The sequence below is a fragment of the Streptomyces sp. NBC_00005 genome, from assembly GCF_045160215.1.
GTDB lineage: Bacteria > Actinomycetota > Actinomycetes > Streptomycetales > Streptomycetaceae > Streptomyces.
The window spans coordinates 2,347,723-2,368,551 of sequence record NZ_CP108316.1; the positions used below are offsets into that span (position 1 = coordinate 2,347,723).

20 protein-coding genes and 5 pseudogenes are annotated in these 20,829 nt (G+C 71.4%); 10 read left to right on the forward strand and 15 right to left on the reverse strand.

All coding sequences use genetic code 11. The features are described 5' to 3' along the window. Window positions 1-140: 140 nt before the first annotated feature. Window positions 141-1,499, forward strand: coding sequence for an MFS transporter (locus OG303_RS11210; RefSeq protein ID WP_405867402.1), 1,359 nt, complete (start codon window positions 141-143; stop codon window positions 1,497-1,499). 107 nt (window positions 1,500-1,606) lie between these two features. On the opposite strand, the gene OG303_RS11215 is transcribed toward OG303_RS11210, so the two are convergent. The 3 genes from OG303_RS11215 to OG303_RS11225 all read right to left on the reverse strand — a co-directional run bounded on the left by OG303_RS11215 (window position 1,607) and on the right by OG303_RS11225 (window position 3,226). Continuing rightward, window positions 1,607-1,951 (reverse strand): VOC family protein, encoded by a 345-nt coding sequence (locus OG303_RS11215; RefSeq protein WP_405867403.1) that lies wholly within the window; start codon window positions 1,949-1,951, stop codon window positions 1,607-1,609. A 46-nt stretch (window positions 1,952-1,997) separates the two neighbouring features. After that, window positions 1,998-2,408: a VOC family protein gene (locus OG303_RS11220; protein WP_405867405.1), complete on the reverse strand. Its 411-nt coding sequence runs from the start codon at window positions 2,406-2,408 to the stop codon at window positions 1,998-2,000. Between the two features lie 380 nt (window positions 2,409-2,788). Further along, window positions 2,789-3,226 carry a PPOX class F420-dependent oxidoreductase gene (locus tag OG303_RS11225; protein ID WP_405867407.1) on the reverse strand — a complete coding sequence of 146 codons (438 nt, stop codon included), beginning with the start codon at window positions 3,224-3,226 and terminating at the stop codon, window positions 2,789-2,791. A gap of 90 nt (window positions 3,227-3,316) precedes the next feature. On the opposite strand from OG303_RS11225, the gene OG303_RS11230 reads away from it, so the two are divergent. The 6 genes and pseudogenes from OG303_RS11230 to OG303_RS11255 all read left to right on the forward strand — a co-directional run bounded on the left by OG303_RS11230 (window position 3,317) and on the right by OG303_RS11255 (window position 7,903). After that, on the forward strand, window positions 3,317-3,937 hold the full coding sequence (locus OG303_RS11230; RefSeq protein ID WP_405867409.1) for a TetR/AcrR family transcriptional regulator: 621 nt from the start codon (window positions 3,317-3,319) through the stop codon (window positions 3,935-3,937). Next, window positions 3,934-4,488 (forward strand): annotated as a pseudogene (locus OG303_RS11235) (MFS transporter); the annotation flags it as partial. The gene OG303_RS11230 and the pseudogene OG303_RS11235, both read left to right, overlap by 4 nt. A gap of 42 nt (window positions 4,489-4,530) precedes the next feature. Further along, window positions 4,531-5,403, forward strand: a complete 873-nt coding sequence (locus tag OG303_RS11240; protein WP_405867411.1) for an IS5 family transposase — start codon at window positions 4,531-4,533, stop codon at window positions 5,401-5,403. A gap of 146 nt (window positions 5,404-5,549) precedes the next feature. Then, on the forward strand, window positions 5,550-5,753 hold the full coding sequence (locus OG303_RS11245; RefSeq protein ID WP_405863562.1) for a hypothetical protein: 204 nt from the start codon (window positions 5,550-5,552) through the stop codon (window positions 5,751-5,753). A gap of 29 nt (window positions 5,754-5,782) precedes the next feature. Beyond that, a pseudogene (locus OG303_RS11250) lies at window positions 5,783-6,607 on the forward strand (MFS transporter); the annotation flags it as partial. A gap of 66 nt (window positions 6,608-6,673) precedes the next feature. Beyond that, window positions 6,674-7,903: a serine hydrolase domain-containing protein gene (locus OG303_RS11255; protein WP_405867413.1), complete on the forward strand. Its 1,230-nt coding sequence runs from the start codon at window positions 6,674-6,676 to the stop codon at window positions 7,901-7,903. 90 nt (window positions 7,904-7,993) lie between these two features. Here the strand turns inward: OG303_RS11255 and OG303_RS11260 are convergent, their stop codons facing one another. The 4 genes and pseudogenes from OG303_RS11260 to ribA form a co-directional block, all read right to left on the reverse strand. After that, the gene (locus OG303_RS11260; protein WP_405867415.1) at window positions 7,994-9,148 is read right to left on the reverse strand and encodes a saccharopine dehydrogenase family protein; all 1,155 of its coding nucleotides are present in this window, start codon (window positions 9,146-9,148) and stop codon (window positions 7,994-7,996) included. Continuing rightward, window positions 9,141-10,211: a saccharopine dehydrogenase gene (locus OG303_RS11265; protein ID WP_405867417.1), complete on the reverse strand. Its 1,071-nt coding sequence runs from the start codon at window positions 10,209-10,211 to the stop codon at window positions 9,141-9,143. Before OG303_RS11265 ends, OG303_RS11260 begins: the two co-directional genes overlap by 8 nt. Next, window positions 10,208-10,338: pseudogene (locus OG303_RS11270) on the reverse strand (sarcosine oxidase subunit beta); the annotation flags it as partial. The gene OG303_RS11265 and the pseudogene OG303_RS11270, both read right to left, overlap by 4 nt. Before the next feature lie 76 nt (window positions 10,339-10,414). Next, on the reverse strand, window positions 10,415-11,074 hold the full coding sequence (gene ribA, locus OG303_RS11275) for a GTP cyclohydrolase II (protein ID WP_405867419.1): 660 nt from the start codon (window positions 11,072-11,074) through the stop codon (window positions 10,415-10,417). Window positions 11,075-11,112: 38 nt separating this feature from the next. Here ribA and OG303_RS11280 point away from each other — a divergent pair, with 38 nt between their 5' ends. Then, on the forward strand, window positions 11,113-11,928 hold the full coding sequence (locus OG303_RS11280; protein WP_405867421.1) for a creatininase family protein: 816 nt from the start codon (window positions 11,113-11,115) through the stop codon (window positions 11,926-11,928). Window positions 11,929-12,029: 101 nt separating this feature from the next. Here the strand turns inward: OG303_RS11280 and OG303_RS11285 are convergent. The 5 genes and pseudogenes from OG303_RS11285 to OG303_RS11305 form a co-directional block, all read right to left on the reverse strand. After that, window positions 12,030-13,163: pseudogene (locus OG303_RS11285) on the reverse strand (lysylphosphatidylglycerol synthase transmembrane domain-containing protein); the annotation flags it as partial. Then, a complete protein-coding gene (locus OG303_RS11290; protein ID WP_405867423.1) occupies window positions 13,160-14,143 on the reverse strand; it encodes a class I SAM-dependent methyltransferase in 984 nt (327 codons plus the stop codon). The pseudogene OG303_RS11285 and the gene OG303_RS11290, both read right to left, overlap by 4 nt. Further along, window positions 14,140-15,330: a glycosyltransferase family 4 protein gene (locus OG303_RS11295; RefSeq protein WP_405867425.1), complete on the reverse strand. Its 1,191-nt coding sequence runs from the start codon at window positions 15,328-15,330 to the stop codon at window positions 14,140-14,142. The genes OG303_RS11290 and OG303_RS11295 overlap by 4 nt, the downstream gene beginning before the upstream one ends. After that, on the reverse strand, window positions 15,327-15,725 hold the full coding sequence (locus OG303_RS11300; protein WP_405867427.1) for a 6-pyruvoyl trahydropterin synthase family protein: 399 nt from the start codon (window positions 15,723-15,725) through the stop codon (window positions 15,327-15,329). Before OG303_RS11300 ends, OG303_RS11295 begins: the two co-directional genes overlap by 4 nt. A gap of 165 nt (window positions 15,726-15,890) precedes the next feature. Next, the gene (locus OG303_RS11305; RefSeq protein WP_405867429.1) at window positions 15,891-16,871 is read right to left on the reverse strand and encodes a zinc-binding alcohol dehydrogenase; all 981 of its coding nucleotides are present in this window, start codon (window positions 16,869-16,871) and stop codon (window positions 15,891-15,893) included. Between the two features lie 110 nt (window positions 16,872-16,981). Here OG303_RS11305 and OG303_RS11310 point away from each other — a divergent pair, with 110 nt between their 5' ends. Then, window positions 16,982-17,758 carry a CDP-alcohol phosphatidyltransferase family protein gene (locus OG303_RS11310; RefSeq protein WP_405867431.1) on the forward strand — a complete coding sequence of 259 codons (777 nt, stop codon included), beginning with the start codon at window positions 16,982-16,984 and terminating at the stop codon, window positions 17,756-17,758. A gap of 40 nt (window positions 17,759-17,798) precedes the next feature. Here the strand turns inward: OG303_RS11310 and OG303_RS11315 are convergent, their stop codons facing one another. The 3 genes and pseudogenes from OG303_RS11315 to OG303_RS11325 form a co-directional block, all read right to left on the reverse strand. Next, window positions 17,799-18,236, reverse strand: a complete 438-nt coding sequence (locus OG303_RS11315) for a GNAT family N-acetyltransferase (protein ID WP_405867433.1) — start codon at window positions 18,234-18,236, stop codon at window positions 17,799-17,801. A gap of 10 nt (window positions 18,237-18,246) precedes the next feature. Beyond that, window positions 18,247-19,470, reverse strand: a complete 1,224-nt coding sequence (locus OG303_RS11320) for an MDR family MFS transporter (protein WP_405867435.1) — start codon at window positions 19,468-19,470, stop codon at window positions 18,247-18,249. 80 nt (window positions 19,471-19,550) lie between these two features. Next, window positions 19,551-19,637, reverse strand: a pseudogene (locus tag OG303_RS11325) (GNAT family N-acetyltransferase); the annotation flags it as partial. A gap of 200 nt (window positions 19,638-19,837) precedes the next feature. On the opposite strand from OG303_RS11325, the gene OG303_RS11330 reads away from it, so the two are divergent. Then, entirely contained in the window at window positions 19,838-20,794 is a 957-nt protein-coding gene (locus OG303_RS11330; protein ID WP_405867437.1) for an AAA family ATPase, read from the forward strand. Window positions 20,795-20,829: the final 35 nt, after the last annotated feature.

Below are 20,829 nucleotides of genomic sequence, written 5' to 3' on the forward strand. Positions count from 1 at the left end.
ACCCGGGAAACCTGAGCGCAACATCCCTACCCACCGACACTAACTATCCAGTGGGTTAATTAGCCGAGACCCGGCAGGCACCTGCACCTCACCCCTCCGCTCACTCCACCTACGCTGGAGTTCCCCCGAAGGAGCACGCCTTGTCGCACTCCGTCGCACCCCGCGACCCTGCCGAAGCCGTCGGACAGCCGAAACAGGCGGCCGCCGCCGCCTGGATCGGCAGCGCCCTGGAGTACTACGACTTCTTCATCTACGGCAGCGCGGCCGCGCTGATCTTCCCGAAGGTCTTCTTCGACGATTCCGATCCGGCCACCGCGACCCTGCTGTCGCTGGCCACGTTCGGCGTCGCATACGCGGCCCGGCCCGTCGGCGCGCTGTTCCTCGGACACTTCGGCGACCGTGTCGGCCGTAAGAAGATCATGGTCTTCACGCTGATCCTGATGGGCCTGTCGACGTTCCTCATCGGCTGTCTGCCCACCCGCGACCAGGTCGGCACGCTCGCCCCGGTCCTGCTGGTCGCCTGCCGCGTCCTGCAGGGCATCTCGGCGGCGGGCGAGCAGGCCAGCGCCAACTCGATGACCCTGGAACACGCGCCACCGCACCGGCGCGGCTTCTTCACCAGCTTCACCCTGAGCGGCACCCAGGGCGGCCAGCTCATCGCCACCCTGGTCTTCATCCCGGTCGCCGCACTCCCCGAGGACCAGCTGCTGTCCTGGGGCTGGCGGGTCCCGTTCTGGGCGAGCGTCGCGGTCGCCGTCGTCGGCTACGTCATCCGCCGCAAGCTCCAGGAGACGCCGGCCTTCGCGAAGCAGGCGGCCACCGACGGCGTCGTGAAGCTGCCGCTGGCGGTACTGCTGCGCGAGCACTGGGTGGACGTGCTGCGGGTGATCGGCGGCGCGCTCATCGCCTCGGTCTCCACGATCTTCACGGTCTGGGCCCTCGCCTACGCCACCAGCGACTCGGTCGGCATGTCCCGCTCCTCCATGCTGTGGGTGGGCGCGCTCGCCAACCTCGTGGCGCTCGCCGCGATCCCCCTGTGGGCCTCCCTGTCGGACCGCATCGGCCGCCGCCCCGTGTTCCTGATCGGCGCCGTCGGCAGCGCGATCACGATGTTCCTGTACCTCTGGGCGATCTCCACCGGCAACTACGCGCTGACCCTGATCCTGGGCATCGTCACCTTCGGCATCGTCTACAGCGCCGCGAACGGCGTCTGGCCTTCCTTCTACGGCGAGATGTTCTCCACCCGAGTCCGCCTGTCCGGCATGGCGATCGGCACCCAGATCGGCTTCGCCGTGGCCGGCTTCGCGGTCACGTTCGCCGCGCAGATCGCGGGCCCCGACGGCGACGACTGGTCGTCGGTGGCCCTGTTCACCGCGGCCCTGTGCGTCCCACCGGTCATCGCCGCGCTCACGGCCCGCGAAACCCACAAGGTCCCGTCGGAGCACCTGGGCGAACGCGCACCGCAGGGAGCATCACAGCCGGAGACGGTGACGGCCTGACGGCCCGGCCCCGTATCAGGACTGCTATGTGACATACCACCTGTTACCACCTGCGCCATGTGACATGGCGCAGGTGGTAACAGGTGGTATGTCACATAGCACTGCCCCTAAGTCGCCCGCGGATGACGCGGCTCGTACAACCCGACCTCACCGCCCCCCGGCAGCCGGAAGCCGGTCACCCGACCCCAGCGCGCCTCCTCCAGCGGCCGCGTGAACTCCACGCCCTTCTCGGTGAGTTCGACGGTCGTGGCGTCGATGTCGTCGCACATCAGCATCAGTTCGTGCGACGGCTCGCCCTCGGCCGGATGGAAGGCGACCTCGGCGGGCGGCGCCTTGAAAATGAGCCAGCCGTGCCCGGCGTCGACGTGCGCCCAGCCGAGGACGTCCCGGAAGAAGGCGCGGTCCGCCTCGGCGTCGCGGGTGTAGATCACCACATGTGCCCCATTGATCACGCGCGGAGGCTATGCCCGTGACGAGGGGACGGCAAGCACCCGTGCGCTACGCGTTGGACCAGCCCCGCTCGCACAGCACCAGGCGGTAGTCGTCCGGATCCTCGATGGTGACGCCCCACCGGTTCCAGTACGGATTGGGCGACGGCACCCGCTTGCCGCCGTACTCCTCCAGCCGGGCCACCAGGTCCTCCGGTACCGGCCCGTCGACGTAGACGACCAGGAGGTCCTCCTCGGTGGGCCGGGGCTCGACGGGGCGGGCGGGTTCGTGGACGAGTTCCAGGTGCCAGCCGGCGTCCGGCCAACCGAGCATGAGCAGGTCGTGCTCGCCGGGTTCGGAGCCGCCCTCGGTCCGCCACACCACGCTCAGGCCGAGCCCCCGCACCCAGAACCGCTCGGCGGCGGCGAGGTCCCGGGACGGGCGGGCGATACGGATGTGGCTGCGGCCGTTGACGGGCATTGTGACCTCTTCCTGAGCTGCGGCGCCTCCCTCGCAGCCTAGGCAGTCCGTGATCGCCGGACCATCGGTCGTCCGCCCTGCGCCCAGGGTCCTAGGTCCTAGGTCCACGCCAACCCCGAGGCGAAGGCCTGGTACCAGGCCAACCTGAAGAAGCTGATGGACACCTACGACGTCGACGGCCTGAAGTTCGACACCCGCTTCTTCGACGACCACTGCGCCGGCCGCGACGGCAACACCCGTTCGCCGTTGAGGCATTGCACGCGCTGCGGTAATCATGGGGATCTCCGCGCACTCCGGCCGGTTTCAGGGACGGCCGGGGTGCGCGGACCGGCTGCCGGGAAGCCTGTTCCTGAAGTTCCCGAAAGCCGAGCGAGCGGCGCTCAGCCGCTGTTGGCCCCCTTGGGAATCCCGTACGCCCGCTCCACGTGCAGCCGCACCACCAGGCGCCGGTCGCGGACCATCGCGGCGCGGTAGTCGTCCCAGTCGGGGTGCTCGCCCAGGACCTCGCGGTACAGGCCGATCAGCTCCTCGACCGTGTCGTCGTGCGGGTCCTTCGCGACGGGCGAGAGGTCGGCGGTGCCCTCGGCGACGGTGTAGGCCCGGCGGTCGGGGGCGGACACGTGGTACGACGCCCGCGGGTCCCGGCGCAGGTTGCGGGTCTTGGCGCGGTCGTCCGTGACCGAGATCCGGATGACTCCCTCGTCCGGGTAGTAGTGGTGGCTGACGTTCGACAACTGGGGGCGGCCGTCCCGTTTGAGGGTGACCAGCACCCCGCCGCGGCCGTCGGAGAGCAACTCGAGCAGTGTGTCCTGAGTCATATCCGGAACAACTCGCCCGATGGACCCTCGCATTCCCGTGATCACGATTTCCGGTAGACACTGTCTACGCGCAGCTGGTAGACAGTGTCTATGTCTGAGTCGTCCACGCATGAATCGGCCACGCATGAATCGGAGACGCGCGAATCGGAGACAGGTCTGTGTGCCCGGCTGGTCGACGTCGGGGTGGAGCTGGTCGCCCGGGAAGGCGCGCAGGCGCTGACCCTGCGGGAGATCGCGCGCCGGGCCGGTGTCTCGCACGGGGCGCCCCGCCGCTACTTCCCCACCCACCTGGAGCTGCTGTCCGCCATCGCGCGCCGCGGGTTCGCCGAGCTGGCCCGGCGGGCGACGGCGGAGGTCGGCGACGATTCGGCGCCTGCGCGCGAGCAGCTGATGGCACTGGGCCGCGTCTATCTGGAGTTCGCTCTCGACAACCGCGGCATGTACGAGTTGATGTTCCGCCACGATCTGCTGGAGAGCGGCCACTTGGGTCTGCGCGACACCAGCCTTCCGTTGTTCGGGCGCCTGGTGGAGCTGGTCGGGCGGGCCCGGCCCGAAGCGGACGCCCGGCTCGTCGCGGGCGCGCTGTGGGCGAACCTGCACGGCATCGCCCAGCTGTGGGGCTGGGGCAGCCTCCAACTCGCCACGGGCGCCGACGACTTCGTACGCCTGCTGCGGTCGGCTCTCGACGCACACCTCGGGGACGAAGCATGAGCCCTCACCGCGCCCTGACGCTCGCGAGCAGTGTGGTCGGGGCCGTGATCGTCGCTCTGGACGGCACGGTCCTCACCGTCGCGCAGCCCACCCTGCAACGCGACCTGGGCGCGTCCTTCGCGCAGGTGCAGTGGACCAGCACCGGCTATCTGATCGCGGTGGCGGGCCTGTTGGTGTTCTCCGGGCGGCTCGGCGACCGGTACGGGCATCAACGGGTCTTCGCCTTGGGGATGTTGGGCTTCGGGGTGACGTCGGCGGGCATCGGCCTGGCGCCCGGCATCGGCTGGTTGATCGGTCTGCGGGTCGTGCAGGGCGTGTTCGGGGCTCTCTTGCAGCCGGCCACGCTCGGGATGCTGCGGGCCGCGTTCCCGCCCGACCGGCTGCGGATGCCGATCGCCGTGCGGACCAGTGCGATCGGACTGGCGGCCGCCGCGGGGCCCGTGCTGGGCGGGGCGCTGGTGTCCGGGCCGGGCTGGCGGGCGATGTTCTTCGTCAACGTCGTACCGGCGCTCGCCTTCGGCCTGCTCGCGCTCACGGTGCGCGGCCCTAGGGCGTGTTTCAGAAGTGGATCTTGATGTGGCAAGATCCACTTCATGGCGAGGCATGACCTGACGAGTGTGCAGTGGGCGAAACTGGAGCCGCTGCTCCCGCTCGGGAAGAAGCCTGGACGGCCACCGGTGCACACCAAGCGGCAGTTGATAGACGGCATACGCTGGCGCACTCGCGCTGGTGCTCCCTGGCGGGACGTGCCCGAGCGGTACGGCCCGTGGGAGACGGTCTACGGCCTCTTCCGGCGTTGGCAGCGCGACGGCACCTGGCACCGCATCTTCGAGCGACTGCAGGCCCGGGCCGACGCCGAGGGACTGATCACCTGGGACGTCTCGGTGGACTCGACCATCGCCCGCGCCCACCAGCACGCGGCCGGTGCCCGCAAAGGGGAGCTGCAGGTCGAGCCGCCAGGAGGCGTCTTCACCGAGCCCGACGACCACGGCCTCGGACGCTCCCGGGGCGGGCTGACGACCAAGCTCCATCTGGCGGTCGAGCAGGCCCAGAAGCCGATGTCGCTGGTCATCACGGCCGGGCAGCGCGGCGACTCCCCGCAGTTCCAGGTGGTCCTGGAGCGGATCCGGGTGCCCAGGCTCGGGCCGGGCCGCCCGCGCACCCGGCCGGCCAAGGTTCGCGCCGACAAGGCGTACGGCTCCCGCGCGAACCGCGCCTACCTGCGCAAGCGCGGTATCCGCTGCACGATCCCGGAGAAGCGCGACCAGATCGCCAACCGCAAGAAACGCGGTTCCCACGGTGGCCGGCCGCCGAAATTCGACACGGCCGACTACAAAGAGCGCCACGCGGTGGAGTGCGGCATCAATCGCCTGAAGCGCCACCGCGCAGTCGCCACGAGATACGACAAGCTCGCCGTCCGCTACGAAGCCACCGTGCTGGTCGCAGCCATCAACGAATGGTTGTGACGCACAGGTGACCGCCCGGCATCATGGATTCCATGGACACGCCGAGCGCAGACTGGATCACCATCGCAGCCTACGAAAACCTGCCCGGCTGCCTCCGGCCGATGGCGGCCGCGCGCGTTTGACTGCGCGACCGCAGTATCGACTGGATGCCCTTTGAACAGGACGAAATCCGCTGGGGACTTGCCTGCGGCATCGGTCCTGACGGCCACTGGCACGGCTGGTTCGACATCCGCACTCGGGCCGACGCACTACGGCGGCTCGGACTGCATCCCGACCAACCCACCGCCAAAGTCATCGGCCCATCCCCGCCCGGCTGGTGGCATGCCGCCGCCGAACGCAACACTCATTAGGACCTCAGAAGATCACTTCTGAAACGCACCCTAGGGCCGCGCCCTCCCCCGCCCGCCTCGACGTGCCCGGAGCGCTCCTGCTCGCGGTGACCCTGGCCTGTCTGGTCCAGAGCCTGGTCGCGCTGGCGGACAGCGGATGGACGGCGGCGAGTGCGGTCGGTCTGGCGCTGGTCGTGATCACGGGCGTCGCCTTCGTACGGCACGAGCGGCGGACCGCGAGCCCGCTGGTGCCGCGGGATGTCGTCGGCTCGGTGGCCGTCGGGTCCGCGCTCGGGATCCTGGTCGCCGCCTCGGCGGCCCTGAACGGCACGCTCTTCGTCGCGACCTTCCTGCTCCAGGACACGCTCGGTGTCGACCCGCTGCACATGGCCCTGCTCAGCCTGCCGCTCGCGGCGCTGATGATCCTCGCCGCGCCGGGGTGCGCGGTGCTGCTGCGCCGGGCCGGGGCCCGCCGTACGACCGTGACGGCGATGGCCGTCCTGGCCGCCGGGATCCTGGTGCTGGGCCGGGCCTCGGGCAGCGTCGCGTTCTGCACCGGATTCGCGCTGCTGGGGGCCGGTTTCGGCACGGTGATGGTGACGGCCACCCATGTCGTCGTACGACAGGCCGCCGCGGAGTCGGCGGGGGTGGCGGGCGGGTTGCAGCAGACGGCGATGAACGTCGGGCCGGTGCTGGGCGTGGCCGCCGCGACGACGCTCATGGGGCTGGGCCACGGGCACGGGCTGCCGCTGTTCGTCCTCGCCACCGTGGCCGTGGTCGGGGCGGTGGCGGGCCGTGCGTTGCCGAAACGTTCCTCCGCAACGATCAATCATGGTCAACAGGGGGACCGTGCCCGGATTCCTGCGCGACCATGAGTCTGAGGCCGTTCGGGCGGGGTATTTGCCGGAGCGCACCTCGACGAGCGCATTCGGAGGAGAGCGATGGCACAGCTGCGACAAGAGGTCGACCCGGGCGAGGCCGGGCTGGACGCGAAGGCGTTGGACCGCCTCGACCAGCACATCGCCCACTACGTCGACGAAGGACGCCTGCCCGGCTTTCTGGTCGCCGTGGCCCGCGGTGGACGCGTCGCCCACCTCACCACCCACGGCCGGCGGGACGTCGCGGCCGGGCTGCCCGTCGAGGCCGACACCCTGTGGCGGCTCTACTCCATGACCAAGCCGGTCACCTCGGTCGCCGCGCTGATACTCGTGGAGGAGGGCCGACTGTCGCTCGACGACCCGGTGGCCCGCCACCTTCCGGCCTTCGCCGAACCGCAGGTGTACGAGAGCGGTTCGGGCGCCGAGGTCAGGACCCGCCCTGCCGTCCAACCCCTGCTGATCCGGCACCTGTTGACCCACACCGCGGGCCTGACCTTCGCCTTCTACCACTCCCACCCCGTCGACGCCCTCTACCGCGCGGCCGGCCTCGAGTCGGCGGTGCTGCCGGGCTCGGACCTGGCCACGACCGTCGACGCGTACGCGCGCCTGCCGCTGCAGTTCGAGCCGGGCACGCAGTGGAACTACTCGGTCGCCACCAATGTGCTCGGCAGAGTGATCGAGGTCGCGTCCGGGCAGCCGCTCGACGCGTTCTTCGCCGAGCGCATCCTCGGCCCGCTCGGCATGACCGACGCCGGATTCTGCGTCCCGGACGAACAGGCGGTCAGGCTCTCGGAGTTGTACGGCGAGACGGCCGACGGCGGCATCGAGCCGATCGCCGGGCTGCCGCTGCGCGGGCGGCCCCGCTTCCTGTCCGGCAGCGGCGGAATGGTGGCCTCCGCGCACGACGTGCACCGCTTCATGGAGCTGCTGCGCCGCCGCGGCGAACTCGACGGCGTCCGCGTCCTCACCCCCGAGTCGGTGGACCTGATGTCCGCCAACCACCTTCCCGGCGGCGCCGACCTGCGCGCCTTCGGCAGCCGCCCGGCCCATGACGAGCCCGGCAACGACGGCGTCGGCTTCGGCCTCGGCGTCTCCGTCGTCATCGATCCCGAGCGCACCCTCGCGCCCTCGGGCCTTGGCTCGTACGGCTGGAGCGGCGTGGCGACGACGACCTTCTGGGTGGACCCGAGCCATGATCTGACCGTGCAGTTCATGACCCAGGTCCGCCCGAAGTCGTCGCTGAAGCTCTACCCGGACCTCAAGAGGCTCGTGTACGAGGCCGTCACCGGCTGAGCGGCGCCCCTGTGTCGACCGACCACCGGTCGGCTGTCGATCGACGACCGGTGTCGGCCGTCGGTCGGCCAACCGTCGGCCGCTGGTCGGCTATTGGTCGACGCGAAGGGTGAAGTCCACGCCCTCACCGGCCAGTTCACCCAACCACTCCTCGGACCGGGCCGCAGTCTCGGCGGCCCGGTTCAGGCCCGGTGGCAGGGAGCCGTCCAGGATGTGCCGGACGCCGAGGGCCAACGGCCGTGAGACGCAACGGGCCATCGCGCTTTCCTCCGCGTCGCCCACCAGGTCGAGGAGGTAGCTTCCCGACCACCGCCGGCCCGCCCCGCCCTGCACGTCCAGCGACACGGCGAGGACGACGCGGTCACGGTCGGCGTCCGTCGTCGGGTACCGGTCCGCCAACTCCCTTGCCAAGGCTGCGATTCGAGCATCGTCACCGGCCTTGAGCTCCTCGAACACGGCGTCCCAGGCCTGCAGCCAGCCCTCCAGGCGCAGGGTGCCGCGGACGAAGGACCGCGCCTGCCAGGCGGCCGGCAGCTCGTACTGCTCGACGAAGGGAACGCTGTCGCGGTTCGGGTAGACCTCGAAGGTCTCGCCGTCGAGGACGTGCGGCCTGGTGACCTCCCAGGGGCGGTCCGCCGTGGTCTCGGCGCCGTCCTCGACGTAACGGGCAGGCGAGCGCAGGGCGTTGAGCACACCGGCCGGCGCCCAGCTGAAGCGGTACTTGAAGTCGTTCGGGACGGCCGGAATGCCGCCGCAGTACGAGGTGAACCGGTACGAGGCCGCCGTACCGTCGCCGATCGCCTCCCTCGCGCGGGCGACGAGGCCGTGCGCGAAGAGGTGGTCGATGCCGGGGTCGAGCCCCGCCTCCGTGAGGACGACCAGCCCCGCCTTCGCGGCCTCGGGCACCTGCTCCAGTACGGCGTCCGACACATAGCTGGAGCAGGCGAAGTGGGCTCGCGCGCCCACGCAGGCGGCCAGGATCCCGGCGTGCTCCGGCGCGGGCAGCATCGATACGACGATGTCGCCGGGCGTCAGTTCGGCGGTGAGCGCGGGGAGCGTGTACGCGCGGGGCTCGGCGCGAGTGGTCAGGCCCAGGCTGTCGAGGGCGTCTGCGGCGCGCTCCTCGGTGCGGTGCCACAGCCGTACGCGCCCGGCCGCCTCGCACAACCGGGCAAGTCCGCTGCCCGTGGACAGTCCGGCGCCGATCCAGTGGACGGTGCCGCTCGCCGGAACGCCGTCAGACATGGCGGAACTCCCCTTCTGCGATGCCGAGTTCACGGCAGGCCTGGTGGAACCGGTCGAGGCAACGCCCCCACGGGCCGCCCACACCGAACTCCAGCAGCTGGAGCACGAGTGCCGCCGAGAAGTCGGTGCTGGACTCCTGCGGCAGCAGGGACGGCAGGTTGTCGATGGCGATCAGGTCCAGAGGGGGTTCCTTGCGCAGGCGGCGCACCGGATCCGTCCAGTCCGTCGTGCGGTCGTAGACCGGCAGGACGTTCAGCGGGGAGCCGACGTCGCAGGTGACGTCGCAGAGGGTGCGCAGGCGGCGGGCGGGGTCGGTCCCCTCCTGAACGTCCTGTTCCCGCAGGAAGGGCGGGACGGGGGTGGTGGCGAGGACCGCGTTCACCATGACGTCGTGACCGAGCAGGGCCGGGCGGTCCAGGGCGCGGGTCTCGGCAAGGTCCCAGCAGGTCGGCTCGATCCCGGCCGTGCGAAAGGCGACGCGCGCGCCCCGGCCGCTGCGGCCCAGGGCGCCGATCACCAGGGCGGTGAACTCCTCGTCCCCGTCGGCACGTTGGAGCGTCCTGTCCAGCTCTTCCTTCGACGTGGGCGTGAGGGGCGCGACGAGCCTGCCCCGCTGCTGGAGCACGGCCAGGGCGGCGCCCAGGTAACCGGCCCAGAATCCGAACGCGGCGAGCCGGCGGCCGTCGTCGTCCACCAGGTACTCCAGGTCGAGGAGCACCCCTCCCCCGGCGGCGAAGCGCCGCAGCAGGGCCTCGGCGCCCGGCTGCCGCTTGTAGGCGTGCCCGAAGAAGATGTGCCGGTGCGTCAGCTCACCTGGTCCGTCGGGGAGTTCCTTCAGTCCGATGACGACGGCGTCCTGCGGCGCCGACACCCACGAGCCCGCCGGCGCGACGCGGCAGCCCGCCGCCTCGTACTCCTCGATCGGGAAGATCCGCTGCGGGGACTCCTCCACGGTCAGCGTCACTCCGCCGTCGACGAGCCGCCGGGCGTCGGACGGCACGATCGGCGTGCGGCGTTCGGTGCTGCGGACCTCGTGGCGCAGCCACAGATGGAGCTCTGTCATACGAGGTGGGCCTCCGGGCGCGGGGCGTCGGCCGCGACCGGCCGGCGCTCAAGGGGCTGACGTCCACGAAGGGTACGCGGCCCGGGTGGAGGTCGCGGACCAGCGCGCCGACGGCCGTACCCCGCAGGACGCGGGCCGATGCCCGGGTGAACGGCGGCGGAGTGCTGGGCGCCGGTCTCGCCCACCACCGCGCCGCCGCCCGATCATGACAGGTGGGCCACCGCGTCCAGATGCGGCAGGACGTGGTCGAGCCGTTCCCGCTTGGTGCGCAGATAGGTGATGTTGCTCTCGCACGGCGGGATCAACAGCGGGACCGTCTCGGCCACTTGGATGCCGTGCCGCACCAACGCCTCGCGCTTGCGCGGGTTGTTGGACATCAGGCGCACCGAGTTCACACCCAGGTCCTGCAGGATATTGGCCGCGACGCCGTAGTCGCGGGAGTCAACCGGCAGGCCGAGCGCGAGGTTCGCCTCGACGGTGTCCAGGCCCTCCGCCTGCAGCGCCATCGCGCGCAGCTTGCCGAGTAGACCGATGCCGCGGCCCTCGTGGCCCCTCAAGTAGACGACGATGCCGCTGCCTTCGGCGACGACGGCCTTCAGCGCCGAGGCGAGCTGGTCGCCGCACTCGCAGTGCTGGGAGCCGAACGCGTCACCGGTCAGGCACTCGGAATGCAACCGCGTCAGGACGCCTTCGGCACCTATGTCACCGTGGACGAGGGCCACTTGCTCGTCGCCGCGATCGTGATCCATGTAGCCCACCGCCCGAAATTGCCCGTACACCGTGGGCAGCGGGGCATTCACGATTCGTTCCACGCCCGTGCGCTGTGGGGACTTCTTGCCGAGAACGCCAATTTTATCTGTCATGATCTGGTTCCTAAGCAGAGACGAAAGGCCGTGAAGAAATGAGTGTTTCGGGCGCGCGTACGGCGGCAGGCGGGCTGGTGCCGGCGGACACTACGGAAGAGGTACGGACCAGGGCGGCGGGTGTCTCAACGCAGGTCGCCGTCCTTCCGGTCGGAAGCTTCGAGCAGCACGGTCCGTACCTTCCGCTGGCGACCGACACCCTCGTCGCCTGTGCCGTGGCCCGCGAGATCGCCGCGGCATATCCCGTGCACCTCCTTCCCCCGGTGACGATCTCCTGCTCGCACGAGCACGCGGCCTGGCCGGGGACCGTCAGCATCTCGTCGGTGACCCTTCACGCGGTGGTACAGGACATCGCGGCTTCGCTCCGCCGCTCCGGCGTCGACGCCCTGGTGGTGGTCAACGGGCACGGCGGAAACTACGTACTGGGCAACGTCGTTCAGGAATCCTCCGCGCGCGGTGAGCGGATGGCACTGTTCCCTGCCGCGGAGGACTGGGAAGCGGCGCGGCAGCGGGCGGGGGTGACCACCTCGCTGCTGACCGACATGCACGCGGGGGAAATCGAGACCTCCATCCTTCTGCACGCTCATCCCGAATTGCTCCGACCCGGTTATGAGTCCTCCGATTTCGTCGCCGACGACCGACGTCATCTGCTCACCCTCGGTATGTCCGGCTATACCGATTCGGGCGTCATCGGGCGCCCTTCGCTGGGTTCCGCGGAAAAGGGGAAGGAACTCCTCGCGAGCTTCGCGGATTCCTTCGGCGCGTATTTCTCACTGCTCACCTCGGCAGACGATTCCGACCGGGAAACGGAGGACACGGAGGCAACGGAGGAAACGGGGAGCGCGCGAGGGTAGTCGCCGCCGGCGGGTTCCGGGGCCGGCTCGGCCGTCGGCCCGGAGCCCGCGCGCAGGCCCGTGTACCAGCGGGCGATGAGGACGACGACGCCCGGCAGCGCGGCCACGAAGCTGAGCACGCCGTAGACGACGGCGACGGCCACCCCGCTGCTCGCGCCGAGCCCCGCGGCTCCGAACGCCCAGGCGGCGACGCCCTCGCGGGGGCCGAAGCCGCCGACGTTCACCGGCAGTCCCATCGCGACGAGGGCGAGCACGGCGAGCGGCAGCAGCGCGGCGACGGAGGCGGCGGATCCCGCGACCCGCGCGGCGAGTACGAACATCGCGAGGTGACCGGCCAGGACGAGCACCGACGAGACGACGACGCCCGGCGCGTTGCGGCGCGAGAGCAGCCCCTCGCGGGCCTCGGCGAGCGTCGAGCGCAGCGCGCGGCCGCGGCGGGAGGGTGCCCGGTTCATCCGCAGGGCGAGGACGACGGCGAGCGCACCCACGGACGCCAGCGCGACCAGCGGTGTGAAGTGCCGGGTCTCGGCCAGCACCGGGGACGGCATCGTCAGCAGCACCGCACCGCCGATGACGGCCAGCGCGACCTGCCCGGCGACCCGTTCGAGGACGACCGAGCGGACACCGCGGCCCATGTCACCGGCGCTCTGCCCGTGCCGGACCGCCCGGTGCACGTCGCCGAGGACGCCGCCGGGCAGGGCAGCGTTCAGGAACAGCGCCCGGTAGTAGTCGGCGACGGCCGCGCCGAGCGGCAGCCGGATCCTGAGACCCCGGGCCACCAGCGCCCAGCGCCAGGCACTGAGCACGGTGGTGACCAGGCCGATGACGAGCGCCACCAGCAGCGTCGGCACGTCGATCCGCCGCAGCCCGTCCAGGAAGACGCCGGTGCCGAGGCGCCACAGCAGCACACCGAGGATGACGACGCCGGCGACGGTGCCGAAGTGGGTGCGTACGGCACGGGAGTTGAGGCGCGAGCCGACCCTGCGCCACCAGGACTTCCCCGCCGTGCTCGGCGCGGGCCTGGCCGAGGAGACGATCACGCCGATACGGGCCCGGGAGACGGCCGCACCGGTCGGCGCCGCGGAGGCCGGAGGGCCCGCCAACACGTCCACGGCCACGCCGGCCGAGGTCACGCTGTCGACCTGCGCCTCGACGGGCAGGCGCCGCTCAGTCCGGACCCCGCGTCCCCGCGGCTCGCGCCGCACCACGGGCGCCGTCACCGTCTCCACGCTCATGACGTCCCGCCCGTCGGACGCGACAGCGCCAGCAGGTCGCTGTGGTGGACGGTGACATGCAGCTCCCCGGCCTCGCACGCGGCCAGGCGCTCCTGCAGATACCGTTCTGCACGTGCCTTCAGCTCGGGGCGCTCCTCTACGGCCGCACCCACCCAGCCGCGCAGCCACTGGGCCGTCAGCGCAGCCTCGTCGGGGCCGAGCCGCCAGGGGCTCGGGTTGACCCGTACCGTCGCGCCCCGCTCCGAGAACTCCTCGCACGCCACCGTGATCGCGTCCGGGCCGAGCAGGCCGTCCCGGCGCTGGTGGGCGTTGAACGCCTCGGTGATCTCCTCGTCCATCGGGTCGGACGGGGTGAGGTCGACGCGTCCGGCCACCGACAGCGTCAGCAGGGCCGGGCAGCCGGCTCCGGTGCAGGCGTCGGCGAGGGTCGCGATCTCCTCGCGGGTGAGGACGTCGAGGAGCGCGGAGGCCGTCACCAGCGAGGCGCCGGCGAGGGCGTCCGGGGTGAGCCGGGCGACGTCACCGCGCCGCGTCTCCACGGTGACCCCGCTGCCGTCGGCGGCGGAGCGCGGGGAGGCGACCGCCGCGAAGTGCAGGAGGTAGGGGTCGCGGTCGTGCAGGATCCAGTGCTGGGCGCCGTCCAGGCGGGGCGCGAGCCAGCGGCCCATCGAGCCGGTGCCGCACCCGAGGTCGTGGATGGCGAGCCCGGCCTTGCCCGGCAGGTTGGCCAGCCGGATCCGCAGCGGGTCGAGCAGATCGTGTGCCCGCGCGGCGGCGTCGGCGGGTTCGCGCAGTTCGAGCCACTCGGGCGCGTAACGCGGCGGCTCCTCGGGCCCGGTGTCCCGCAGCCGTACGGTGGCGCGCTCGCCGGGGCGAGGGGCGGGGCCCGCGCCGGGAATCACGGAGTCCACGGGCACGGAGTCCTCCCTCGGCCCGGGCTGTGCCGGGATCTTCCCACCGATCTGTGCCGTCCTGTTCATGCCGCCCTCCTGGGCTCGATCGGGAGCCGGCCCAGTACTCCGGCAAGACTGCGGGCCGTGGTCGCCCAACCGTCCAGGGCGGCCCGTCGCCCCCGGGCGGCCGCCTTCAGGCGGCGTCGTACGTCGGCCTCGCCGAACCAGCCGCGCAGTTCCGCGGCGAGGGCGGCGGGGTCCTCCGGCGGGACGAGGATGCCGGGCACACCGCCGTCGGGGGCGCGTCCGACCGCCTCCGGGAGCCCTCCGACGTCCGTGGCCAGCACGGGGATGCCCCGCGCGAGGGCCTCGGTCACGGCCATGCCGTACGTCTCCGCGTAGGAGGTGAGGACCATGAGGTCGGCGGTGTTGTAGCTGGCGTCTAGCGCGGCGCCGGCCTGCGGGCCGGCCAGCTCGATGCGGTTCTCCAGACCGTGCTCCTCGATCAGCAGCCGCAGATGGGCGACGTACTCGGGGTCGTGACCGAGTCCGCCGACGCACACGCAGCTCCACCGCAGGTCGGCCGCCGCGGCCAGTGCCTGCACCAGCCGGTGCTGCCCCTTGCGCGGGGTCACCGCGGCCACGCACAGCAGCCGGGAGACGCCGTCGGTGCCGGAGGCGAGGGGCGCGATGTCGGCGCCGGGGGCGGCCACATGGACCCGCTCGGGGGCCAGGCCGTGGTGGGAGACGAGGCGGCGGACCGCCCAGTCGCTGGTGGCGATGACGGCGGGCACGGCCCGCAGTACGTCGCGCTCCTTGGCGTCCAACTCGGCGGCCACCGCGGGCTCGAGGCCCGTCTCGTCGCCGAGCGGGAGGTGCACGAGGACGGCGAGGCTCAGCCGCTCGGTCTCCGGGACGACGATCTCCGGGACCGCGCAGGCGACGATGCCGTCCAGCAGTACGGCCGTTCCGTCCGGGAACTCCCGCAGCGTACGGGCGAGTTCCGCACGGGCCGCCGTCCCCGGCCGGGGCCACTCGCCCGGCACGGCGTGCTTGTGGACCTGCCAGCCGAAGCCGGGCAGATCCAGGCTCACCCGCCGGTCGTAGGCGTTGCCGCCGCTCGGCGCGGTCGGGTCGTCGACGCCGCCCGGCATGACGAAGTGCACGGAGCGCAGGGACATGGGGATGATCTCGGCGTTCTTCAGGGCGGAGTGCTGGACCGGCACATAGCCGAGCGTCGCCTTCTCCACCTTCTCCAGGGTCACGTCGGTCACAGGGCACGCTCGTAACTCGCCCAGGCGACGTGCGACTCGTGCAGGGTCACGGAGAGTGCCGCGATGCCCTGGGCGCCCTCGCCCAGCGCGCCCTTGTGGATGCGCTCGGCGAGCCGGTCGGCGATGACCTTGGCCAGGAACTCCGTGGAGGTGTTGATTCCGGCGAAGTCGGGCTCGTTGTCGAGGTTTCTGTAGTTCAGCTCGCTGACCACAGCGCCCAGTTCCTGCGTGGCCAGACCGATGTCGACGACGATGTTGTCGTCGTCCAGCTGCTCGCGCCGGAAGGTGGCGTCCACCAGGAACGTCGCTCCGTGCAGGCGCTGCGCGGGTCCGAAGACCTCGCCGCGGAAGCTGTGGGCGATCATGATGTGATCGCGGACGGTGACACTGAACAACGGACGACCCTCCAGGTGCGGCGCCTCTGGTCCCCCGGCCGTTGGCCGCCGGGGGATGCCCTAGTAATACGGCTCTTGGCTCCTGCGCGTTCAGTCGAGTCTCACTCTTTTCTCAGGTCAGGCGCTCTTGCCCTCCCCGAAGTGGTCCCAAATTGAACGACTCCGTCAGTCTGTGTCCGCGTACCGGACCCGGTGGCACAGCGCCGGAATTTCCCCGGAGGCCAGTCGCGGCATGACGTCCGGCAGTTCCTCGAAGGCGCACTCTCCGGTGACGAGCGCGTCGAGCGCCGGGTCGGCGAGCAGATCGAGGGCGATGGCGAGCCGGTCGGCGTAGCTGCGGTTCGCGCGGGCCGGGGAGACGGTGCCGACCTGGCTGCTGCGGATCGTCAGCCGCCGGGAGTGGAAGGCCTCGCCGAGCGGGAGGCTCACCTTCCGGTCGCCGTACCAGCTCAGTTCCACCACGGTGCCCTCTGCGGCCAGGAGTTCCAGTGCGCGGGCGAGGCCCTGTTCGGTGGCGCTGGCGTGCACGACGAGGTCGCGTTCGCCGAGCGCGTCCTCGGGGAGCGCGAAGTCGACGCCGAGGGCCTCGGCGGTCTTGGCGCGTGCCGGGTCGGCGTCGACGAGTTGCACGTGTACGCCCGGGAAGCGGGCCAGCAGGGCGGCCACCGAGCAGCCGACCATGCCGCCGCCGACCACGGCGATCCGGTCGCCGACCAGCGGCGCCGCGTCCCACAGGGCGTTCACGGCGGTCTCCACGGTGCCGGCGAGGACGGCCCGCTCGGCGGGGATGTTCTCCGGTACGACCGTCACGGCGGCGGCCGGAACGACGTACCGCGTCTGGTGCGGATACAGGCAGAAGACGGTACGGCCGACCAGCTCGTCCGGCCCCTCCTCCACAAGGCCCACGTTGAGGTAGCCGTACTTCACGGGTGCCGGGAAGTCGCCCTCCTGGAACGGCGCCCGCATGGCCGCGTGCTGGCTCTGAGGGACGCCACCGCGGAAGACGAGCGTCTCCGTGCCACGGCTGACCCCGGAGAACAGCGAGCGCACCAGCACCTCGCCCTCCTTGGGTCCCGGCAGTTCGGTGCTCCGTATCTCGCCGAGACCGGGACGACCGAGCCAGAACGCGCGTGCGATGTAGTTCATCTGGCCTCCTCCTGAACCATCTGGAAGTTGTTCACGTACCGAGGTGTGCACAGGCCGCGCACAGAGCGCGCGGCGTTGATCGACTCTGTCATACGGCCGGAGGGTGTGCGGTGGCCCTGAACAACACTTACGACGCAAGGCTGGTCCAGCAGGAGACCGCTGTGGGAGCGGGCGTTCAGATCCTGTTGCTGGCCCTGCTCGGCACGGCGATCGGCATGGGGCCGGCGGGCTGGTTGACCGGCCTCGCCTTCGCCGTCGCCAGCTGGGCGGTGCTCTCCCGGGCACTGCACCGGTCCCGGCTGCGCTCCTTCGGCCCGGCCAACCGGGTCACCCTCGGCCGGGCGACCCTGGTCGGCGGTGTCACGGCGCTGGTCGCGGACTCCTTCGAGAGCTCCCCGCCGGTCACGCTCTTCGTCGGCCTGACGGCCGTGGCCCTGATACTCGACGGCGTCGACGGCAAGGTCGCCCGCCGCACCGGCACGTCGACCGCGCTGGGCGCCCGCTTCGACATGGAGGTCGACGCGTTCCTGATCCTGGTGCTCAGCGTGTACGTGTCGATGGAGCTCGGCCCGTGGGTCATGCTCATCGGCGGCATGCGCTACGCCTTCGTCGCCGCGGCCCGCGTCTGGCCGTGGCTGAACGCCTCGCTGCCGCCGAGCACGGCCCGCAAGACGGTCGCCGCGCTCCAGGGGATCTTCCTGCTGCTGGCCGCCTCGGGGCTGCTGCCCTACGCGGCGACGTTCGCGGTCGTCGCCACGGCACTGAGCACGCTGGTCTGGTCGTTCGGCCGGGACGTCCTGTGGCTGTGGCGGACCTCGCGGGTCCAGGAGGGCGAGGTCGAGGAGATGCTGGAGCTGGCGGCGGAACGGGAGACGGTGGCGTCCTGAACGCCCACCGCCCGGTAGTCACCCGCCCGTCGGCCGTCCGTCACGCGTCGAGCGGGAGCCGGTACACCGTGGACTCCCGCACCTGGAACCCGAGCCGTTCGTAGAGGCGGTTCGCCGCCTCCCGGTCCGGCCGGGAGGTGAGGTCGACGGTCCGCGCCCCGGCCTCCCGGGCGATGCGCAGGGCCTCCTGCATCAGCAGCCCGGCCACTCCGTGCCCCCGCGCCGCCCCGTCCACGACGACGTCCTCGACGCGGGCCCGCAGCCCGGACGGCACGGGAAACATGACGAGGGTCAGGGTGCCGACGATCACTCGGTCGGCCCGGGCGATCAGCACCGTGTTCGCGTCGCAGGTCAGGATGCGGTCGACGGCCTCGGCGTCGAGCGGCTCGGCGGACCGCGACAACTGCGGCAGCAGCCGGCCGAAGGCGTCGACGAGTTCCTGGTCCGCCTGCCCGGCGATCTCCACCTCGATCTTCATGGCGGCGACCCTATCGGCGCGGCAACAGCCCGATCGCCGCGGCTGGTACGGCGGCCAGCACCAGCCAGGGCACCGCGGGCGGCAGCCCGGTGTCGAGCAGCGTCCCCGTCGCCGAGCTGCCGGCCAGGACGATGAGCCCGGACACCGAGGACAAGGCCCCCGTGTACAGACCCAGCCGTCCTTCCTCCGCGAGGTCGGGCACCCAGGCGCGGGCGACCGGCGCGACGAGCATCTGACCGAGGGTGAGCAGGACGACGAATCCGGCGGCGGGCAGCAGTCCGGCCGTGCCGGTCGGGGCGGCGGGCCGGGCGGCGGCCACGACGGCGAAGCCGGCCGAGATCAGCAGCAGGCCGACGACCATGGAGCGGCGCAACGTGAGGCGGACTGCCGCCCAGCGGGTGACGGGCAGTTGGGCGGTGACGACCAGCAGCGACGACAGCGCGAACAGCCAGGCCAACGGCGCCTGTGAGCCCGCCGCGCGCTCCACCTCCGCGGGCAGCGCGAGGTAGAGCTGGTTGTAGGCGAGCAGGTAGGCGCCGTACGCGCAACACAGCGCCAGGAAGCGGCGGTTGCGCAGCAGTGCGCGCATCCCGCCCTTGCCCCGGGTGCGCGCCCGCCCGGGGATGTGCTGGGGCAGCAGCCAGGCGTGCCCGGCCAGGACGAGGACGAAGATGCCGGCGCCCGCCAGGCACACCGTGCGGAAGTCCATCGCCAGCAGCAGCGCGCCCAGCAGGGGTCCGACGAACGCGCCCGCCTGCCCGGCCACGGTGAACAGCGCGAGGACACGGGTGCGCGAACCGCCACCCGCCTCCTCCGACACGACCGCCTGCCGGGCGACTTCGGACTCCACGGCCAGCGAGAACAGGGCGGCGGCGAACCCGATCAGCAGCACCGCCCCGACGACCGTCCAGGTCTCACGGGCGTACCCGAGCCAGACGAACCCGGCGATGCGCAGCGCGCAACCGGCCAGCACGACGGGCCGGATGCCGTACCGGTCGGCCAGCGCCCCGCCCACCACGAACAGCCCCTGCTGGCTGAAGGTCCGCAGCCCCAGCACGAACCCGACGAGCCAGCCCGCCATCCCCATCGCCTGCCCCAGATGCTCGGACAGGAAGGGCAGCACGGCGAAGAAGCCGATGTTGAAGGCAAGTTGGGTGAGGATCAGCAGCCTCAACAGGGGCGTGAGCCGAGTACCGTCTTCCGCCTGCCGCGGACCGACCGCCAGTGAAGTCACCTGACGCCCACCAACTCCCTTGTACGCGAAGGCTGTTCGACGGCGGCGATCTCGGGGCTACGACGCCGGGGTCGCCGCACGAGGTAGGCGGCGGTCAGGGCGATGATGTCGCCGTGCCAACGGGGCACGTAGCCGCTGCCGAAGTCTCGGTAGACGGTGTCGAGCATCACGGCTCGCGCACCGTCGAGGTCGTCGGGGCTCGCCGCCCTGATGCATTAGTCATGCACTTGCACATCATATGCATTAGCTGATCCGCCTTGATCACCCGTCGGGCAACCCTTGATCACCTCACGATTTGACAGACCGTCGGAAGCTGCCTAAAACCTAGCGACATGACATTCATTTTCAAAATGAGGTCGGCCCGGTAATGCGGGTCGCGTTCGTCGGCAAGGGCGGCAGCGGCAAGACCACCCTGTCAGCGCTCTTCTCCCGTCACCTGGCCCGCTCCGGCGCGCCGGTACTCGCCATCGACGGCGACATCAACCAGCACCTGGCCGAGGCGCTGGGTCTCGACGAGGACCACCTGGACGCTCCACCGCTGGGCGCCCATCTGCCCGAGATCAAGGACTACCTGCGGGGCAGCAACCCGCGCATCGCCTCCCGCGAGGCGATGATCAAGACCACCCCACCGGGCCGCGGCTCCCGCCTCCTGCAACCGCTCGGCGACGACGAACTGCACGCACGCCACGTCCGGCGCGTGGGCGACGTCCCGCTGATGGTGACGGGAGAGTTCGACGAGAGCGACCTGGGGGTGGCCTGCTACCACTCCAAGCTCGGCGGGGTCGAGCTCTACCTGAACCACCTGGTGGACGGCCCCGGCGAGTACGTCGTGGTCGACATGACGGCGGGCGCGGACGCCTTCGCGTCGGGCCTGTTCACGCGGTTCGACCTCACGTTCCTGGTGGCGGAGCCCACGCGCAAGGGGGTTTCCGTCTACCGCCAGTACCGCGACCACGCCCGCGAGTTCGGGATCCGCATCGCGGTCATCGGCAACAAGGTGACGGGCGAGGACGACCTGCTGTTCCTGAAGGAACACGTCGGCGACGACCTCCTCACCCACCTGGTCCACTCCCCGTGGGTGCGGGCGGCCGAACAGGGCCGTACGGAGGGCGAGTTGGACACCCTGGAGCCGCACAACCGGCACGCCCTGAACGTCCTGCGCGAGACGGTCGACGCCCACCCCAAGGACTGGCCCACCCTCCACCGCCACGCCGTCGAGTTCCACCTGCGCAACGCCCGCGCATGGGCGGACGAGGCGACGGGCCTGGACCTGGCCGCGCAGGTGGACCCGGGGTTCGTACCCGGGCCGGCGTCACTCGACTGACCGACCACACCCCTCAACTCCATCCACCAACTCAA

Bases quoted from the DNA above. Each gene is read 5' to 3' on its own strand.
- OG303_RS11255 (WP_405867413.1), top strand. From the start codon at position 6,674: ATGGCACAGCTGCGACAAGAGGTCGACCCGGGCGAGGCCGGGCTGGAC.
- OG303_RS11220 (WP_405867405.1), bottom strand. From the start codon at position 2,408: ATGCCCGTCAACGGCCGCAGCCACATCCGTATCGCCCGCCCGTCCCGG.
- ribA (WP_405867419.1), bottom strand. From the start codon at position 11,074: ATGACAGATAAAATTGGCGTTCTCGGCAAGAAGTCCCCACAGCGCACG.
- OG303_RS11265 (WP_405867417.1), bottom strand. From the start codon at position 10,211: ATGACAGAGCTCCATCTGTGGCTGCGCCACGAGGTCCGCAGCACCGAA.
- OG303_RS11315 (WP_405867433.1), bottom strand. From the start codon at position 18,236: ATGAAGATCGAGGTGGAGATCGCCGGGCAGGCGGACCAGGAACTCGTC.
- OG303_RS11230 (WP_405867409.1), top strand. From the start codon at position 3,317: ATGTCTGAGTCGTCCACGCATGAATCGGCCACGCATGAATCGGAGACG.
- OG303_RS11240 (WP_405867411.1), top strand. From the start codon at position 4,531: ATGGCGAGGCATGACCTGACGAGTGTGCAGTGGGCGAAACTGGAGCCG.
- OG303_RS11245 (WP_405863562.1), top strand. From the start codon at position 5,550: ATGCCCTTTGAACAGGACGAAATCCGCTGGGGACTTGCCTGCGGCATC.
- OG303_RS11260 (WP_405867415.1), bottom strand. From the start codon at position 9,148: ATGTCTGACGGCGTTCCGGCGAGCGGCACCGTCCACTGGATCGGCGCC.
- OG303_RS11225 (WP_405867407.1), bottom strand. From the start codon at position 3,226: ATGACTCAGGACACACTGCTCGAGTTGCTCTCCGACGGCCGCGGCGGG.
- OG303_RS11330 (WP_405867437.1), top strand. From the start codon at position 19,838: ATGCGGGTCGCGTTCGTCGGCAAGGGCGGCAGCGGCAAGACCACCCTG.
- OG303_RS11305 (WP_405867429.1), bottom strand. From the start codon at position 16,871: ATGAACTACATCGCACGCGCGTTCTGGCTCGGTCGTCCCGGTCTCGGC.
- OG303_RS11280 (WP_405867421.1), top strand. From the start codon at position 11,113: ATGAGTGTTTCGGGCGCGCGTACGGCGGCAGGCGGGCTGGTGCCGGCG.
- OG303_RS11290 (WP_405867423.1), bottom strand. From the start codon at position 14,143: ATGAACAGGACGGCACAGATCGGTGGGAAGATCCCGGCACAGCCCGGG.